General features: G+C 47.7%; 14 protein-coding genes. All 14 read left to right on the forward strand.

The window, feature by feature from the left end; all coding sequences use genetic code 11:
• Positions 1–12 precede the first annotated feature (12 nt).
• The 14 genes from purB to AC58UU_RS35745 all read left to right on the forward strand — a co-directional run bounded on the left by purB (position 13) and on the right by AC58UU_RS35745 (position 17,283).
• Positions 13–1,308, forward strand: a complete 1,296-nt coding sequence (purB, locus tag AC58UU_RS35680; RefSeq protein ID WP_497322239.1) for an adenylosuccinate lyase — start codon at positions 13–15, stop codon at positions 1,306–1,308.
• Between the two features lie 68 nt (positions 1,309–1,376).
• Complete coding sequence (locus AC58UU_RS35685) at positions 1,377–2,234, forward strand: phosphoribosylaminoimidazolesuccinocarboxamide synthase (RefSeq protein WP_497322265.1); 858 nt, start codon at positions 1,377–1,379, stop codon at positions 2,232–2,234.
• A gap of 24 nt (positions 2,235–2,258) precedes the next feature.
• A complete protein-coding gene (gene purS, locus AC58UU_RS35690; protein ID WP_029198287.1) occupies positions 2,259–2,498 on the forward strand; it encodes a phosphoribosylformylglycinamidine synthase subunit PurS in 240 nt (79 codons plus the stop codon).
• A gap of 26 nt (positions 2,499–2,524) precedes the next feature.
• Positions 2,525–3,220 (forward strand): phosphoribosylformylglycinamidine synthase subunit PurQ, encoded by a 696-nt coding sequence (gene purQ, locus AC58UU_RS35695; RefSeq protein ID WP_047676351.1) that lies wholly within the window; start codon positions 2,525–2,527, stop codon positions 3,218–3,220.
• The gene (gene purL, locus AC58UU_RS35700; RefSeq protein WP_497322240.1) at positions 3,198–5,441 is read left to right on the forward strand and encodes a phosphoribosylformylglycinamidine synthase subunit PurL; all 2,244 of its coding nucleotides are present in this window, start codon (positions 3,198–3,200) and stop codon (positions 5,439–5,441) included. Before purQ ends, purL begins: the two co-directional genes overlap by 23 nt.
• On the forward strand, positions 5,426–6,958 hold the full coding sequence (purF, locus tag AC58UU_RS35705) for an amidophosphoribosyltransferase (protein ID WP_497322241.1): 1,533 nt from the start codon (positions 5,426–5,428) through the stop codon (positions 6,956–6,958). Before purL ends, purF begins: the two co-directional genes overlap by 16 nt.
• Before the next feature lie 106 nt (positions 6,959–7,064).
• Positions 7,065–8,105, forward strand: coding sequence for a phosphoribosylformylglycinamidine cyclo-ligase (gene purM, locus AC58UU_RS35710; protein ID WP_497322242.1), 1,041 nt, complete (start codon positions 7,065–7,067; stop codon positions 8,103–8,105).
• A complete protein-coding gene (gene purN, locus AC58UU_RS35715; protein WP_497322243.1) occupies positions 8,105–8,716 on the forward strand; it encodes a phosphoribosylglycinamide formyltransferase in 612 nt (203 codons plus the stop codon). The genes purM and purN overlap by 1 nt, the downstream gene beginning before the upstream one ends.
• A 190-nt stretch (positions 8,717–8,906) precedes the next feature.
• Positions 8,907–10,454 (forward strand): bifunctional phosphoribosylaminoimidazolecarboxamide formyltransferase/IMP cyclohydrolase, encoded by a 1,548-nt coding sequence (gene purH, locus AC58UU_RS35720; RefSeq protein ID WP_029198293.1) that lies wholly within the window; start codon positions 8,907–8,909, stop codon positions 10,452–10,454.
• A 66-nt stretch (positions 10,455–10,520) separates the two neighbouring features.
• Positions 10,521–11,783 carry a phosphoribosylamine--glycine ligase gene (gene purD, locus AC58UU_RS35725; RefSeq protein ID WP_497322244.1) on the forward strand — a complete coding sequence of 421 codons (1,263 nt, stop codon included), beginning with the start codon at positions 10,521–10,523 and terminating at the stop codon, positions 11,781–11,783.
• Positions 11,784–11,946: 163 nt separating this feature from the next.
• Positions 11,947–13,683 carry a sensor histidine kinase gene (locus AC58UU_RS35730; protein ID WP_497322245.1) on the forward strand — a complete coding sequence of 579 codons (1,737 nt, stop codon included), beginning with the start codon at positions 11,947–11,949 and terminating at the stop codon, positions 13,681–13,683.
• The gene (locus tag AC58UU_RS35735) at positions 13,680–14,465 is read left to right on the forward strand and encodes a response regulator transcription factor (protein ID WP_497322246.1); all 786 of its coding nucleotides are present in this window, start codon (positions 13,680–13,682) and stop codon (positions 14,463–14,465) included. Before AC58UU_RS35730 ends, AC58UU_RS35735 begins: the two co-directional genes overlap by 4 nt.
• Before the next feature lie 189 nt (positions 14,466–14,654).
• Positions 14,655–16,301, forward strand: coding sequence for an extracellular solute-binding protein (locus AC58UU_RS35740; RefSeq protein WP_497322248.1), 1,647 nt, complete (start codon positions 14,655–14,657; stop codon positions 16,299–16,301).
• A 91-nt stretch (positions 16,302–16,392) separates the two neighbouring features.
• A complete protein-coding gene (locus tag AC58UU_RS35745; protein ID WP_497322249.1) occupies positions 16,393–17,283 on the forward strand; it encodes an ABC transporter permease in 891 nt (296 codons plus the stop codon).
• The last annotated feature ends 2 nt before the right edge of the window (positions 17,284–17,285 follow it).

Here is a 17,285-nt window from a genome sequence, read left to right on the forward strand (position 1 = left end):
GGAACGGCTAACATGATTGAACGTTATACACGCCCAGAAATGGCACGCATTTGGACAGAGGAAAATAAATTCCAAGCTTGGCTTGAAGTCGAGATTCTTTCTTGCGAAGCATGGTCAGAGCTCGGAGTTATTCCTAAGGAAGATGTGAAAGTACTGCGCGAGAACGCAAGCTTCAACATTGACCGCATTTATGAAATCGAGCAAGAGACGCGTCATGACGTAATCGCCTTTACTAGAGCAGTTTCCGAAACGCTGGGACCTGAGCGCAAATGGGTTCACTACGGTTTGACTTCGACTGACGTTGTCGATACGGCACTTGGCTACTTACTGAGACAAGCTAACGAGATTTTGGACAAAGACATTCAGAATTTCATCGAAATCCTTCGCAATAAAGCGATCGAACATAAAGATACAGCAATGATGGGCAGAACGCATGGTGTGCATGCAGAGCCGACGACGTTTGGTTTGAAAATGGCCCTTTGGTACGAGGAAATGAAGCGTAACCTGGAGCGTTTCCGTTTTGCAGCTGATGGCGTACAATTCGGTAAAATCTCAGGTGCAGTAGGCACCTACGCGAACATTGATCCGTTCGTTGAAGAGTATGTGTGCAGCAAGCTGGGCACGAAAGCAGCTCCGATCTCTACACAAACCTTACAGCGCGACCGTCATGCTGAGTACATGGCGACGCTGGCGCTAGTTGCTACGTCTCTTGATAAATTCGCGACTGAAATTCGTGCACTTCAGAAGAGTGAGTTCCGCGAGGTTGAAGAGCCGTTTGCAAAAGGTCAAAAAGGTTCCTCCGCAATGCCGCATAAGCGTAACCCAATTGGTTGCGAGAGCATTTCCGGTCTGTCCCGTGTGATTCGCGGGCACATGGTTTCCGCTTACGAGAACGTAACGCTTTGGCATGAGCGCGACATTTCGCACTCCTCCGTTGAGCGTATTATTCTGCCGGATGCGACGCAGCTGCTTAACTACATGCTGAACCGTCTAGGCAACATCATCAAGAACTTGACTGTGTTCCCTGAAAATATGAAACGCAACATGCGCAGCACCTATGACGTTCCTTTCTCTGGCCGCGTTATGACGAAGCTGATTGACAAAGGCTTTGCTCGTGAGCAAGCGTACGATACGGTTCAGCCAAGAGCGATGCAAGCATGGGAAGAGCAGCGTTCATTCCGCGAAATCGTGGAGAATGCTTCCGTGATTACTGAAGTGTTAAGCCCAGAAGAGATCGCAGATTGCTTCGATCCAAGCTGGCATTTGAAACATGTAGATACGATCTTTAACCGTTTAGGTTTGAAATAAAGCAGGGCATTTTAGCAGGAAAGGATGTGTGGTTCGTGGCTAACAATATCTTGGAGTCAGCTGTTGAAATGATTAACGCTCCCCTGGTTCATAAGGGTAAAGTACGTGAACTGTATGATCTGGGCGAACATTTCCTTATCGTGGTGACGGATCGGATTTCGGCTTTTGATTACATGTTGAAGCCTGGTATTCCTGATAAGGGGTACGTTCTGAACGCGCTAAGTAAATACTGGTTCGGCGTGACGAGCGGTTACATGAGCAATCACATTGTGCACACGGACGTGGAAAAGCTCCATGCGATTATTCCGAGTGCGGAAGATAGAGAGCTTCTAAGGGAACGTACTATTGTAGCGAAAAAAGCGGAGCGCATCTCTATCGAATGCGTGGTTCGCGGTTACATCACAGGCAACGGCTGGAGACAGTACGAGAAAACCGGCGAGATCAATGGTCGCAAACTGCCTGAAGGCCTGCGTAAAAACGAGCGCTTGCAAGATCCTATTTTCACACCTGCGGCTAAAAATGATGTCGGTCATGACGAAGACATTTCCGTGGAACAAATGATTGATTTAGTCGGCGAAGAGCTGACATATGCGCTGCAAGAGCGAAGCATCATGCTTTACACGCTGGCTCATTCGATTTGTGAGCAAAAGGGCATTATTTTAGCTGATACGAAGTTTGAATTCGGCTTTTATGCGGGTGAACTTATTATTATTGATGAAATTTTCACGCCGGATTCCTCGCGTTACTGGTCCCAAGATAAATACGCCCTGGATATCGAGATTGATTCGATGGACAAAGAGCCCGTTCGCACTTATTTAGCGGGATCGGGCTGGGATAAAAATAGTGAGCCGGATGAGCTGCCAGCTTCCGTTGTAGAAGAAACTTCGAACCGTTATAAAGAAATTTTACACCGTTTGGTGGATTAAATTAACTCTAAGGAGAGATTAGAAATGAAAGCAACGGTCTACGTAACGATCAAGCAGAACGTACTGGATGTTCAAGGAACTGCGGTGCAAGGAGCGCTTCATTCCATGGGTTTTGACGAAGTTGGCAAGGTGCGCATCGGGAAATACTTGGAGTTAGAACTGGATACAACGGATAAAGCAGAAGCAGAAGCGCGCGTAAAAGCAATGTGCGAGAAGCTGCTTGCGAACACGGTTATCGAAGACTACCGCTACGAGTTGGCGTAACATACCAGAAGAAGGAGGAAAACGTCATGAATTTTGCGGTTCTTGTATTTCCGGGATCGAACTGCGACATCGATATGTACAAAGCAATCGAAGATACCATTGGTCAGCCGGTTGAGTATGTTTGGCATACAGATGGCGACTTGTCCAAATACGACTGCATCCTCGTGCCGGGTGGATTCTCTTATGGGGATTACCTGCGTTGCGGAGCGATTGCACAATTTACGAACGTAATGAAAGCTGTGGTTAAGGCTGCGGAAGAAGGCAAGTACATTCTAGGTATTTGTAACGGATTCCAAGTGTTAACGGAAGCAAGATTACTGCCAGGCGCTTTGCTGCGCAACAACGGAATGAAATTCCGCTGCCACCAAACGATCCTTAAAGTGGAGAACAACACGACGGCTTTCACGCGTGATTACGCGGAGGGCGAGTTGATTGAAATTCCAATTGCTCACGGCGAAGGTAATTACTATTGTGACGAAGCTACACTAAAAGAATTACAAGAAAACAATCAAATCGTATTTCGTTATGAAGCGGGCAACAACCCGAACGGATCACTTGATGATATCGCTGGAATTAGCAATAAAGCAGGTAATGTCGTTGGTATGATGCCTCATCCGGAGCGTGCCGTTCATGAGATTCTTGGCTCCGCAGATGGTAAGAAAATGTTCACATCAATTCTAAGCGCTTGGAGGGAGAAACATGACGCAGCAGCTATCCGTTAATGAACCAACAGCCGAGCAAATCGCGGAGCAGAAAATTTACAAGCAAATGGGCGTAACGGACGAAGAGTTTGCCAAAATTTGCGGCTTCCTTGGACGCAATCCGAACTATGTAGAAATCGGTGTATTCAGCGTTATGTGGTCCGAGCATTGTTCTTATAAAAATTCCAAACCTGTTCTTCGCAAATTCCCAGTTACAGGACCTCGCGTTCTGATGGGACCTGGTGAAGGCGCAGGGATTGTAGATATCGGAGACAACCAAGCGGTTGTTTTCAAAATAGAAAGTCATAACCACCCTTCAGCGATCGAGCCTTATCAAGGCGCGGCGACAGGTGTGGGCGGTATTATTCGTGATATTTTCTCAATGGGCGCGCGCCCTGTAGCGCTTCTGAATTCCTTGCGTTTCGGCAAGCTGGAAAACGACCGCGTGAAGTACTTGTTCGAGCACGTTGTATCCGGAATCGCTGGATACGGGAACTGTATCGGGATTCCGACAGTCGGCGGCGAAGTGATGTTCGACGAGAGCTACGAGGGGAACCCGCTCGTTAATGCGATGTGTGTGGGTCTTATCGACCACAACATGATTCAACGCGGTGTTGCCAAAGGTGTTGGCAACCCAGTGTTCTACGTTGGTCCAGCGACTGGCCGCGACGGTATTCATGGTGCGACGTTCGCATCCGAGGAGCTTACGGCTGAGTCCGAAGCGAAGCGCCCAGCGGTACAAGTGGGCGATCCGTTCATGGAGAAGCTCGTGCTGGAAGCGTGCTTAGAGTTAATCAATTCCGGCATCGTACTCGGAATTCAAGATATGGGCGCTGCGGGGCTTACTTGCTCCAGCGCAGAGATGGCTAGTAAAGCGGGCAACGGCATGGAGCTTTACCTCGATGAAGTTCCGCAGCGCGAAGAAGGTATGACAGCGTATGAAATGATGCTGTCTGAGTCTCAAGAGCGTATGCTTTTCGTTGTTGAGCCGAAGCATGAGGCGCAAGCTAAGGGCATTTTCGAGCGCTGGGGTCTCCACTGCGCCAAAGTCGGCAAGGTAACCGATGACGGTTACCTGAAATTGATCCACCACGGTGAAGTCGTGGGGAACATGCCTGTCGGCGCACTCGTCGACGAGTGCCCGGTGTACAATAAGCCGAGCAAGGTGCCGGCTTATTACGAAGCTAGCGCATCGATCGACACGACTCGTTACCCTGAGGTAACGAAATTGACGGATGCGCTGAAATCAGTGCTCGCGTCTCCGACGGTAGCGAGCAAAGAGTGGGTGTACAACCAGTATGACCACATGGTTCGTACAGATACGGCAGTACGTCCGGGTTCGGACGCAGCGGTTGTGACCATTCGCGGTACCCGTAAGGGCCTCGCAATGACAACCGACTGCAACGGACGCTATGTGTACTTGGATCCGGAAGTAGGCGGACGGATCGCGGTTTCCGAAGCAGCGCGTAACGTTGTTTGCTCCGGTGCCGAGCCGCTCGCGGTTACGGATAACCTGAACTTCGGCAGCCCAGATAAGCCAGAGATTTTCTGGCAGCTGGAGAAATCCACAGATGGTATGGCAGAAGCTTGCCGCTTCTTGGATACACCGGTTATCGGCGGTAACGTCTCGCTTTACAACGAGAACGCCAAAGGTGCGATCTACCCAACTCCGGTTATCGGGATGGTTGGTCTTGTTCATGACATCGACCACATCACGACGCAAAGCTTCAAAAAAGAAGGCGACATCATCATCCTGCTCGGCGAGACGAAAGCAGAGCTCGGCGGCAGCGAATTCCAATATGTCATTCACGGTGTAACCGAAGGCCGTCCTCCAGAATTGGACTTGGCTACAGAGAAACGCCTGCAAAATGCTGTACTAAAAGCAATTCAAGAAGGTCTTGTTGCTTCTGCGCATGACTTATCCGAAGGCGGCTTGGCCGTTGCTTTGGCTGAAAGCTGTATCGGCGGTAAATTGGGTGCAGCTGTTAATGTGGCGTCTGACCTTCGTCCTGACTTCACGCTATTCAGTGAAACACAATCCCGTATTTTGCTGAGTGCTTCCCCTGATAAAGCGGACGCTTTGAAACACTGGATTGCTTCACAAGGCGTACCTTATCAAGAAATTGGAACAGTAACAGGTTCAGATCTGACCGTTAAAATCAATAACGAACAGCGTCTCCAGTCTCCGGTAAACGAGCTGGCGAAAGTCTGGAAGGATGCGATTCCATGTCTAATGGCATAAAACAATCCGAGGCCCTAAAGCTTCCTGCTGCTCCAGTTGTCCAAGTGGGCGACGGGCAGCATGAGCTTTGGACAGGAGAGTATTTCAACGAAGGTGTAGGCGGCCATGGCGGATTGTTTGATAAGCTGAATGAGGAGTGCGGGGTGTTTGGGGTGTATGGTCATCCCGACGCTTCCTCTCTGTGCTATTACGGGCTGCATGCCCTGCAGCACCGCGGACAGGAAAGCGCTGGTATCTGTACAGTAGAAGATGGAAAGTTTAACTATTATCGCGGGATGGGACTTGCTAAAGAGGTGTTCACTAACGAGAATTTGTCGCCTCTGACAGGTTCCACAGCGATTGCGCATGTGCGTTATTCCACAGCAGGCGAGAGCAAGCTGGCGAATGCGCAGCCTCTAGTTTTCAAATATCGGGAGGGCGACCTTGCGATTGCGACAAACGGTAACCTCGATAATGCCAACATTATCAAGCGCGAGCTTGAGAAGAAGGGTTCGATCTTCCAAACGACGAGCGACACCGAGGTTATGGCGCATTTGATTGCCCGTTCGGAGCACGACGATATTGTGGATGCGGTTAAAGATGCGATGAATCAAGTTATCGGCGGCTTTGCCTTCCTGATCGTCACCAAGGATAAATTGATCGCTGCTCTCGATCCGAACGGACTTCGTCCCTTCATGATCGGCCGTCTGGGAGATGCGTACTTGTTCGCTTCCGAGTCCTGCGCCTTCGACGCGGTGGGAGCTACGTATTTCCGTGATGTGCAGCCGGGGGAAATCATCGTGATTGACCGCGACGGCTTCCGCTCGGAGCGTTTCACGGAAAGCGGCCGACGCGCGATTTGTGCGATGGAGTATATCTACTTTGCTCGTCCAGATAGTGACATTGATACGGTGAATATTCACTCCGCGCGTAAGCGGATGGGTAAGAAACTGGCGATGGAAGCTTTCGTTGACGCTGATATTGTAACAGGGGTGCCGGATTCGAGTATTTCGGCTGCAATTGGTTATGCGGAACAAACGGGTATCCCTTATGAGTTGGGTCTGATCAAGAACCGCTACACAGGCCGGACGTTCATTATTCCAAGCCAAGAGCTTCGTGAGCAAGGTGTTAAAATGAAGTTGAGCGCTGTTCGCAAAGTCGTCGAAGGCAAGCGTGTTGTCATGATTGATGACTCCATCGTGCGCGGGACAACGTCACTCCGCATCGTCAATTTACTTAGAGAAGCTGGGGCAACAGAAGTGCACGTGCGTATCTCTTCGCCGCCTTTTATGAACCCATGCTACTACGGGATTGATACACCGGATCGTAAAGAGCTGATCGCTGCGATGAATTCTATCGAAGAGATTCGTAAAGCGATCAACGCGGATTCCTTGCATTTTCTGACCAAAGAAGGTCTGTTAGATTCGATCGGTCAAGGCTCTGCAGGGGCGGAGAGCGGCTACTGTACGGCATGTTTCGATAACACCTATCCAACAGAAATTGTGGATGTTACTAAGGTTGGTTGTGCTTGCGATTAATTGGTTAATAGATAGGGAAATGCAATAAGTTGGAATAGACACAACGGGGGGCTCGCTTAGGCGGTCGACCTCCCGATACATATACAAACTAAGGAGTGGAAGCGAAGTGTCGGATGCTTACAAAAAGGCTGGAGTCGATATCGCGGCAGGGAACGAAGCAGTAGAACGGATGAAAAAGCACGTCAAACGGACTTTCCGTCCTGAAGTGTTAACTGACCTCGGTGGCTTCGGCGGGCTGTTCAGCTTGAACAAAGACAAATACGAGGAGCCTGTTCTCGTATCTGGTACGGACGGCGTGGGCACGAAGCTGAAGATCGCTTTTGCAATGGATAAGCATGATACGATTGGGATTGATGCTGTCGCGATGTGCGTGAATGATATTATCGTTCAAGGCGCGGAGCCACTTTTTTTCCTCGACTATCTCGCTTGTGACAAAGTAATTCCAGAGAAAATTGAAGCTATTGTTAAAGGGATCGCTGACGGTTGTGCGCAGTCTGGCTGCTCACTCATCGGTGGCGAAACGGCGGAAATGCCGGGCATGTATGCGTCAGGGGAGTATGACATTGCCGGGTTTACGGTTGGAATCGTCGACAAGAAAAAGATCATCGATGGTACAACGATCCGTCCTGGAGACGTGGTTCTAGGTCTGGCATCGAGCGGTGTGCACAGTAACGGGTTCTCTCTTGTGCGCAAGCTTTTGCTGGAAGATGGCGGTTATACGCTTCAAGGACATGTGGATGAGCTGGGCGATAAGCTTGGTAACGTGCTGCTTGAACCAACGAAGCTTTATGTGAAGCCAGTTCTTGCGATGCTTGAAGATGTTGCGATCAAAGGGATGGCACACATTACAGGCGGCGGTTTCATCGAAAATATTCCGCGCGTTCTGCCTGATGGCGTGAACGTCGAAATCCAATATGGATCGTGGCCGATCCTGCCGATTTTTGAATTGATGCAGCGTGAGGGCGGCATTTCGAACAACGATATGTTCCGCACGTTCAACATGGGCATCGGGATGGTTGTTATCGTTGACGCGGACGATGCGGAGAAAGCTATTGCCGCAGCAGAAGCACAAGGCGAGAAAGCTTACCGTTTAGGCGTTGTTACAGAAGGCGAGCGTGTAGTGACGTTCCAAGGAGCTGAGGTTTAATGCAGCCTTACCGAATTGCGATTTTTGCTTCGGGCAGCGGCTCGAATTTCCAGGCCATCGTAGATCAGGTACAGAAGGGGAAGCTTGATGTCAGCATCGAGCTTCTTGTCTGTGACCGCCCGCAAGCGTATGTAGTGGAGCGTGCTATAGAGGCGAAGGTGCCTGTATTCACGTTTGTTCCGAAGGAATATGAGAGCCGTGAGGCTTACGAGGCTCTTATCCTTAAGGAGCTGCACGATCGTCAGGTTGATCTGATCGTAATGGCCGGCTACATGCGGATTATTACGAATGTGCTTGTTGAGCCGTATTTCGGACGCATGATCAACATTCATCCTTCGCTGCTGCCGTCGTTTCCCGGCGTGCGTGCGATCGAGCAAGCCGTCGAGTACGGCGTGAAGCAAACCGGCGTGACCGTTCACTTCGTGGACGGCGGGCTGGACTCCGGGCCGATCATCGCCCAGCGCGCTGTGGAGATCCACGAGCACGAGACTGCGGACTCGCTGGCCGAGCGCATCCATGCGGCTGAGCATGTGCTGCTTCCGCAGGTGATTCGCTGGCTGCGCGAGGATCGCGTGAGCATAGATGGCCGCAGGGTTAGCGTGCGGGCGTAGGTTGGCGCCGTAACTCCTAAGATTAAGGTTCCTTGTGGATAACTCGGCGGTGCGCGCTGCTGTTTGATATCACTTAAAGTAGCTGTTTTACGCCAATTGCGTGAGCTTGATCGAAGTTAAGGCTGTTTTTCATCGCTAAGTTGGGATGAGCGGGAGAAGTTACAAATATTATTTTCTGGGAGGAAGCATAGTGGCAATCAAAAGAGCACTAATCAGCGTTTTCGATAAGACGGGAATTGTTGAATTCGCGAGCGAGCTGTCGAAGCTGGGCGTTGAGATCATTTCTACGGGTGGTACGCTTAGTTTGTTGAAGGATAAAGGGGTGCCGGTTATCGGTATTTCCGAGGTTACAGGGTTTCCGGAGATCATGGATGGCCGCGTCAAAACGCTGCATCCGAATGTTCACGGCGGACTACTGGCCGTTCGTGACAACGTGGAGCACCAAGAGAGCATGAAGAAGCTCGGTTTGGAGTATATTGATCTGGTTGTCGTGAATTTGTATCCTTTTGCTGAAACGATTGCTAAGCCTGATGTGACTTACGAAGATGCGATTGAGAACATCGATATCGGTGGGCCGACGATGCTTCGTTCCGCAGCTAAGAACCATGCGTTCGTTTCCGTTATCGTTGACACGACTGACTATGCAAAAGTGTTGGAAGAAGTTCAAGAGACTGGTGACACAACGCTGGAAACGCGCAAACGTCTAGCTGCCAAAGTGTTCCGTCACACAGGAGCTTACGATGCTTTGATTGGTGACTACTTGACTGGCCTGCAAGGCGAGCCTTACCCAGAGCGTTATACAGTGACTTATGAGAAAATGCAGGAACTTCGTTACGGAGAGAACCCGCATCAAAGCGCGGCTTTCTATCGTAAGCCGAATGCGGCTGCTGGCAACATTACAACAGCTGAACAATTACATGGTAAAGAATTATCGTACAATAATATTAACGACGCTAATACTGCGCTTCAGATTGTTAAAGAATTCAGTGAACCTGCGGTTGTAGCCGTTAAGCACATGAATCCTTGCGGCGTAGGTATCGGTACAAACGTACTAGAAGCTTACACAAAAGCGTACAATGCAGACCCAACGTCCATCTTCGGTGGTATCGTGGCTGCGAACCGCGCGGTGGATGAGGCAACAGCTCAATTACTGCATGAGATTTTCCTGGAAATCGTTATTGCGCCTGATTTTACACCGGAAGCGCTTGATATCCTTTCTAAAAAGAAAAACATTCGCCTACTCAAAGTAAGCGGCTTAGATACAGTAGCTGGCCGTAAAGCAGAGCCAGTGATTACAACGGTTGAAGGTGGCATGCTCGTACAAGCTAGCGATGCCTACCAGCTGACCGAAGCTGATCTGAAGGTCGTTTCTGAGCGTCAACCGACGGCTGAAGAGATGAAACAATTGCTTTTCGCATGGAAAGTAGTTAAGCACGTTAAATCTAACGCAATCGTACTCGTTGCAGACGACATGACGGTTGGCGTGGGCGCTGGTCAAATGAACCGCGTTGGCGCAGCCAAAATTGCCATTGAGCAAGCTGGCGACAAGGCGAAAGGCTCCGTTCTTTCTTCCGATGCATTCTTCCCAATGGGCGACACGCTTGAAATGGCAGCAAAAGCGGGAATCACAGCGGTGATTCAACCGGGCGGCTCCATTAAAGACGAAGAATCCATCCGCGTAGCGAACGAAAATGGCATTGCCATGGTCATGACAGGCGTTCGTCACTTTAAACACTAAAACAATTGAGAATGCTCACGATCATTAACCGGACCGTGGGCATTCCCCATGAGAGGGGTTTCCTAGATGCGTGTATTAGTTATTGGACGAGGCGGGCGCGAGCACGCGATTGTATGGGCACTCAGCAAAAGCCCGAAGATCAGCAAATTGTTCTGCGCACCGGGGAACGGCGGGATTGCTGGCTTAGCGGAATGTGTGCCGATTACGGAACTGCAATTCGACGAGATCAGTACATTTGCGAAGGAGCAGGCGATTGACCTCGTGATGGTAGCACCTGACGATCCATTAGCAGCTGGTTTGGTTGACCACTTGGAGTCCAAAGGCATCGAGGCTTTCGGACCTCGCGCGAATGCGGCGATTATCGAAGGCAGCAAAGTATTCATGAAGGAACTGCTCAAAAAGTACAGCATCCCGACAGCGACTTACGAGTCTTTCGACGCTTATGAGCCAGCGCTTGCTTACTTACGCAGTCAATCGGCTCCAATTGTGATTAAAGCAGATGGCTTGGCCGCGGGTAAAGGTGTTACCGTTGCACAAACGATGGAGGAAGCGGAAGCAGCGCTTCGCGATATTATGGTGGATCAAGTTTTTGGTAAATCCGCTGGCGCAAGCGTCGTGATCGAGGAATTCCTAACCGGACAAGAGATGTCGTTGCTAGCATTTGTTGATGGGTCCACGGTTCGCCTCATGGTGCCTTCGCAGGATCATAAGCCTGTTTTTGATAACGATAAAGGGCCAAATACGGGCGGAATGGGCACGTACTCCCCGCTGCCGCATATCCCTGAGTCGATCGTACAGGAAGCACTTGTGAACATCGTTCAACCTACAGCTGATGCGATGGTAAAAGAAGGCCGTCCCTTCAAGGGCGTGCTTTATGCCGGTTTGATTTTGACCCCGAATGGCGTGAAAACCATTGAGTTTAACGCTCGTTTCGGTGATCCAGAGACGCAGGTTATTTTGCCTCGCCTCAAAACCGATCTGCTCGATATTTTCCTAGCTATCAACAACGGAACGTTGGCTGACCAGCCGATCGAGTGGAGCGAGGAAGCGGCAGTTTGTGTAATTGTAGCTTCACCAGGCTACCCAGGTCCTTACCCGAAAGGGCTGCCGATTACTGGACTGGATCAAGTACAAGACTCGCTAGTGTTCCACGCGGGGACAGCTATCGAGGATGGCCAAATTGTCACCAATGGCGGACGCGTTCTTGGAATCACAGGCCTTGGCAAAGATATCATTGAAGCTCGTCAGAAAGCTTATGCGGATGCGGATCGGATTCATTTTGACGGGAAGCATTACCGTACGGATATTGCAATGAAAGCTTTGAAATAGCTGAAAAACTTATAAAGCACAGCCTTTTGTTCATCAAAGGGTTGTGCTTTTTCATTTTTCTTAGTCCGTTTGTAAAAAAAATGCAATTAATTGACCGTTGTAAGCGTTTTATATGTTAGGTATACTAGGCAATGTTAGATAAGAAGTAAAGTGAGGCTGAATCATGACAATACTTAAAATTGCGGGGCTGCATCCGAAGCCGCATTCGTTGAAATATCGTCTAATCCTGATCCTGTTTATCAGCTCACTCGCACCATTAATTATCATTGGGAGCATTTCCTATTTCTCCATGTATGCGATTTTACAAAATAAAGCAGAGGGCGGGGTCCAAAGCAATTTGCATCAAGTAAGACTATTGCTTGAAGATACGCTCGGTCAGCTAAATCACACTTCTCAACAGCTCGCCTTTGACGGGAGGGTCGGCAAAAGCCTAGAGAACTATTTATCAGCTGATTTATATGAAAAGAAAAGATTGAATGACGAGATCAGAAGCGAGTTAGGCTTGATTCATTTTACGAACCCGACCCTTGGATTAATGTTTTATTACTTTGAGAAAGACAAGCAGGTATTATTTGAGAATTTTAACGTTCGTGAAGATTATGACCTTAAGCAGCTGCCTGTCCTTATCAAATTCGATAAACTTACTTATATGGGACCACATCTTTCTTTAAACCCGATCGACGGCAATGAAGTGCTGTCCATACTGCGCAAAGTCGAGCTGCCGGATCGTGACGATGTATATGTTTATATTGAAACTAATTTTAAATTGGCCGAAAGCATACTCAAAGACAACGATCAATTCGGCGGCAACTTGGTACATCTTATCGTCGATAATCATGGCCAAATTGTTTATAGTGAGAATTCAACTGATTTTCCTGTGGGCATGCTGCATAATGTCAATAACCAATCGAATAAAGACATTTCGAGCAAATATATGATGTTTGAGGAGACCAGCAATCAATCTTGGAAGGTATTGGCCGCTGTCCCCAAATCGGTATACAACCTCGAAGTAAATAGGTGGATAAAGCAGTTCGCCTTTTTTGCCATCTTAACGCTTATAGCAAGTTTCTTCATTGCCTGGCTGATTTGGCGAACGGTATATCGTCCACTCAAGCTGCTAAGTACGGATATTCGCAATGTAAAAAGTAACAACGAGGTTTTCCCGAGAAGACAATCTCAGATCTTGGAGTTTGCCGTTATTTATAAAGAGTTTGCAGAAATGAGAAGCCGCATCTTCGAATTAATCGGCGAGGTGGAGCAGAAGGAACAAGGCAAAGCATTTCTCGAAGTCGAGAAATTAATGACGCAAATCAATCCTCATTTCATTCACAATACGCTCGATACCATTCGTTGGCTGGCTCGTGCCAATGGGCAGAAGGATATTGACCGCTTGGTTTCCACGTTGAATAAAGTGCTCTATTATAATCTCGGAAAAGGCGGACCTGCCCGAATTAAAGATGAGATTGAGGCTTTAAAAAATTATGTTGAGCTGCAGGGCATCCGTTATAACTTTCAATTTGATGTGAAAATCCATGCCGCTTCCGAGGCGCTTGAGCTGCCGGTTCCACGATTCATTCTACAGCCGCTTGTTGAAAATGCGTTATATCACGGCTTGGAGGATAAAGGCATTATCGAAGTCAGTGTCATAGAAGACGGTGAATCGCATGTCATTATTGAAGTTAGAGACAATGGAGATGGGATGACTGAGGAAGAAATTGATCAATTAATGAGCGAGAATACGTTAGAGAAAAAGAAGGTAGGTATGGGAATCGGGCTGCAATATGTAAACCGTATGATGAAGTTCCAATTCGGAGAAGCCGCGAGTTTTCATATTAAAAGCACGATCGGTTCAGGGACGACGATTATACTTCGTCTTCCAATAGGAGGAATAGTTGGATGATAAAAGTTATGGTTGTGGACGATGATCACTTGGTGCGTAAAGGCTTCATCGCGATGATGCCTTGGCGTGAGCATAACCTAGAGGTCGTAGGTGAAGCCGGTAATGGTAAAAAAGCTTTGGAGTTTCTGGAGAATAATCAGGTGGACTTGCTCATTACTGATTTAGCGATGCCTGTCATGTCAGGTATAGATTTGATGAGGTGTGTGAAAGAACGTTATCGGGATATTAGTATGGTCGTATTGACGTTTCATCAAGATTTTGAACTAATTCAGGAAGCGCTCCGCCTAGGGGCGCTGGATTATATGACCAAGGTCGAGCTTGAACATGAGCAGATGGACGAAATATTAAGAAGAATTGTAGGTAAAATGCAGGAGCAGAATGTACGAACAAGGGAAACGAAAGTGGAGATCCAGGACACTCCTACGTTTGCCGAAGAGGATGAAGGACCGTATTCGCCGGAAGTGAAAGCGAGTATTTGGAAGGCAGTAGACATTATACATCAAGAGTTTCAAAATGAGCTTCTTCTACCGGACATCGCAAAAAGGGTAAACATGAGTCGGAGCTATTTCAGCCGCTGTTTTCGGGATATTGCCGGGAAAACGTTTAACGATTATATCCGGGAAGTGCGGGTGAATCACGCGAAAGTACTGCTTTGTCAAAAAGGGAAAACGATTAGTTGGATCGCCACACAGTCTGGGTATCCAAATGAAAAGTATTTTGGCAAAGTGTTCCGTGAGTTGACGGGGATGCTGCCCGGTGAGTTTCGCAAGAGCCAGAGTTAAATTCGGGCTTTCACAAAATGATGATAGTAACACAAATCGTCTCCAAAGAAGTGCACTTTTGTCTCCTGAACGTTCCCAGTATGCCAAATTAGGAGACGATTTGCTCCTAAACGTAAGACATTAACTGACCCGAATGTCTTTCATTTTCTTTAAAATGTAAGTGAAGGGTTATTAATGAGGAGGGGCAATATGAAAAAGAAAACAACGCTAATTTCTATGATTGCATTGGTTGTTCTGATGACGGCATGTTCAAGCAATAACGTAGGGACCAGCAAGGATGGCGGCGGGCAAGCAGCAAGTCCGAACGTTAAGGTGGACCCGTTTAAGATGCCGAATCCGATTGAAGTGACCACCTTCAAAAGCTTAAGCCCAGGCGCAAAATTACCTGCTGGTGATACAGTAGAAAGCAACCAGTACATGAAATATATCTCACAAAAAACAAATATCAACTTTAAAATTTTATGGTATGCGGCTTCACAGGACTATGAGCAAAAGATGAAACTGGCCATCGCGAGCAACGATCTACCTGACGTTATGCTTGTAAACGAGCAAATCTTTCTTTCCCTCGCCGAAGCCGGACAGATTGAGGATTTAAGCAAAGTGTATGAGAAATATGCTTCCCCATTAGCTAAGGAATTGTATGCATCAACGAACAACAAAGCGATTGAGAAAGCAACCTATAAAGGTAAATTGATGGGTATTCCGAATATTAGCGTACAAGCGGATGCTGCAAGTATGGCGTGGGTACGCAAGGACTGGATGGATAAATTGGGACTTCAGCCGCCTAAGTCGATTGACGATGTCGCTGCAATCGCCAAAGCTTTCGTAGAGAAAGATCCAGACGGTAGTGGCAAAGCGGATACAATTGGAATCGCCGGTTTCGAGAAAGCATTAACGGTAAGCGGTAAAGCGCAACGTGGTGACTTCAAAGGTATTTTCCAAGCGTTCGGCGCTTATCCTTCCAACTGGATCAAGGATAGCTCCGGCAAAGTCGTTTACGCTTCGATACTTCCTGAAACGAAACAAGCACTCGGCAAGCTGCGTGACATGTATGCGGCAGGTGCAATTGATAAGGAATTTGCTTTGCGCAAAGATCCGAACGAGAATATCGTATCCGGTAAAGCGGGTATGTTCTTCGGACCCTGGTGGTCCGGCGGGTTGGCTGCTGATGCTATGAAGCTCAATCCGAAGGCTGATTTCGTACCTTATTTGATCCCTGATACCAAAGGGACTGTGAACACGATGATGGTGCCGGTAAGTACACAGTTTATTGTTGTGAAGAAAGGGATGAAGAATCCTGAAGCGGCTATGATTTACGCGAACACGTTTATCAATGCTCAGCGTAAAGTAGATCCAGACGCTCTGAACTTAGACTTTACGGTAAGCGCAGAATACTGGCCGATTGGAAATTCCACCTACGATTATGCGGATGCTGTGGAGCGAAAATCCGATACTTTGAAAAAGGCTATGGGCGGACAGATCAAGCCTGAAGAGCTGAATCCGGAAATGAAAGAATTGCTTGCAAAGGCAACTCGCGACAAAGCTAATCCGAAAGCAGATCTGAAAGATTGGTCAGGATATTTCGGTTACACCGTTCCAGCAGATTTGCTGAAAGTGAACATGAATAAGGTGTACAGCGAATTTACAGCGAATACGAAAACGATGGAAAGAAAATGGGTTAATCTACAAAAATTAGAGAATGAAACTTTCTTCGGCATCGTAATGGGCGAGAAGCCCCTTGATTCGTTTGATAAGTTCGTTACGGATTGGAAAGCGCAGGGCGGCGACGAAATAACGAAAGAAGTAACGGATGAAATCAGCAAGTCCAAAAAGTAACGTGTAATGAAAAGAGCGCATCACCTAACCGAATGGTGGTGCGCTCTTTCTACCATCAAAATGGATAAGTTTGAACAGAGGTGTATCACTTATGAACATAAAATCGTTTTATAAGCACTACCATTTGATGCTCCTGCCGGGTATCGTGCTTCTCATTATTTTTCATCTAATACCGATGTTTGGAATCGCGATTGCGTTCCAAGATTTCAAAATCGGATTGGGAATATGGGACTCCCCCTGGATCGGCTTCGAAAATTTTACGTACATGTTTCAACTGAGAGACAGTAAAGTTATTTTCTTTAATACGGTATTTATTGCCGTGTGTAAAATTATCGCGCATCTCATCATTCCGCTTACATTTGCCATTTTGCTCAATGAGATTAGATTCAGGATATTCAAAAGATGGGTGCAGACGGTTGTGTACCTGCCTCATTTTATTTCATGGGTTATCTTGGCTGGTGTTGTGATGGATATGCTGTCGTTAGACGGCATTATCAACCATATGTTGAAAGCGTTAGGTTTCGAGCCGATTATGTTTATGGCCAAAAACAGCTTGTTTCCAGGCATAGTCGTTAGTACAGACATTTGGAAAGAGTTCGGATTTGCTGCCATTATTTACTTAGCTGCACTAGCTGGCATTAACCCTTCCCTCTATGAAGCGGCCGAAATGGACGGAGCTAATAGATTGAAACAGTTGTATTATATTACGCTGCCGAGCTTGGTTCCTACTGTCGTTTTGCTGGCTACTTTAAGCATAGGCAATATTTTGAATGCAGGTTTTGATCAAATTTTCAATTTGTATAATCCTCTTGTCTACGAGTCAGGAGATATTATCGATACTTATGTGTACCGGGTAGGACTTGTACAGGCTCAATATGGCTTAGCTACAGCCGTCGGTTTGTTGAAATCAGCGATCGGTTTCATTCTCATCTTTATTTCGTACAGAGTTGCCTATACGTACGCGAATTACAGAATTTTCTAATG

This window comes from Paenibacillus sp. JT22N1 (assembly GCF_059692155.1).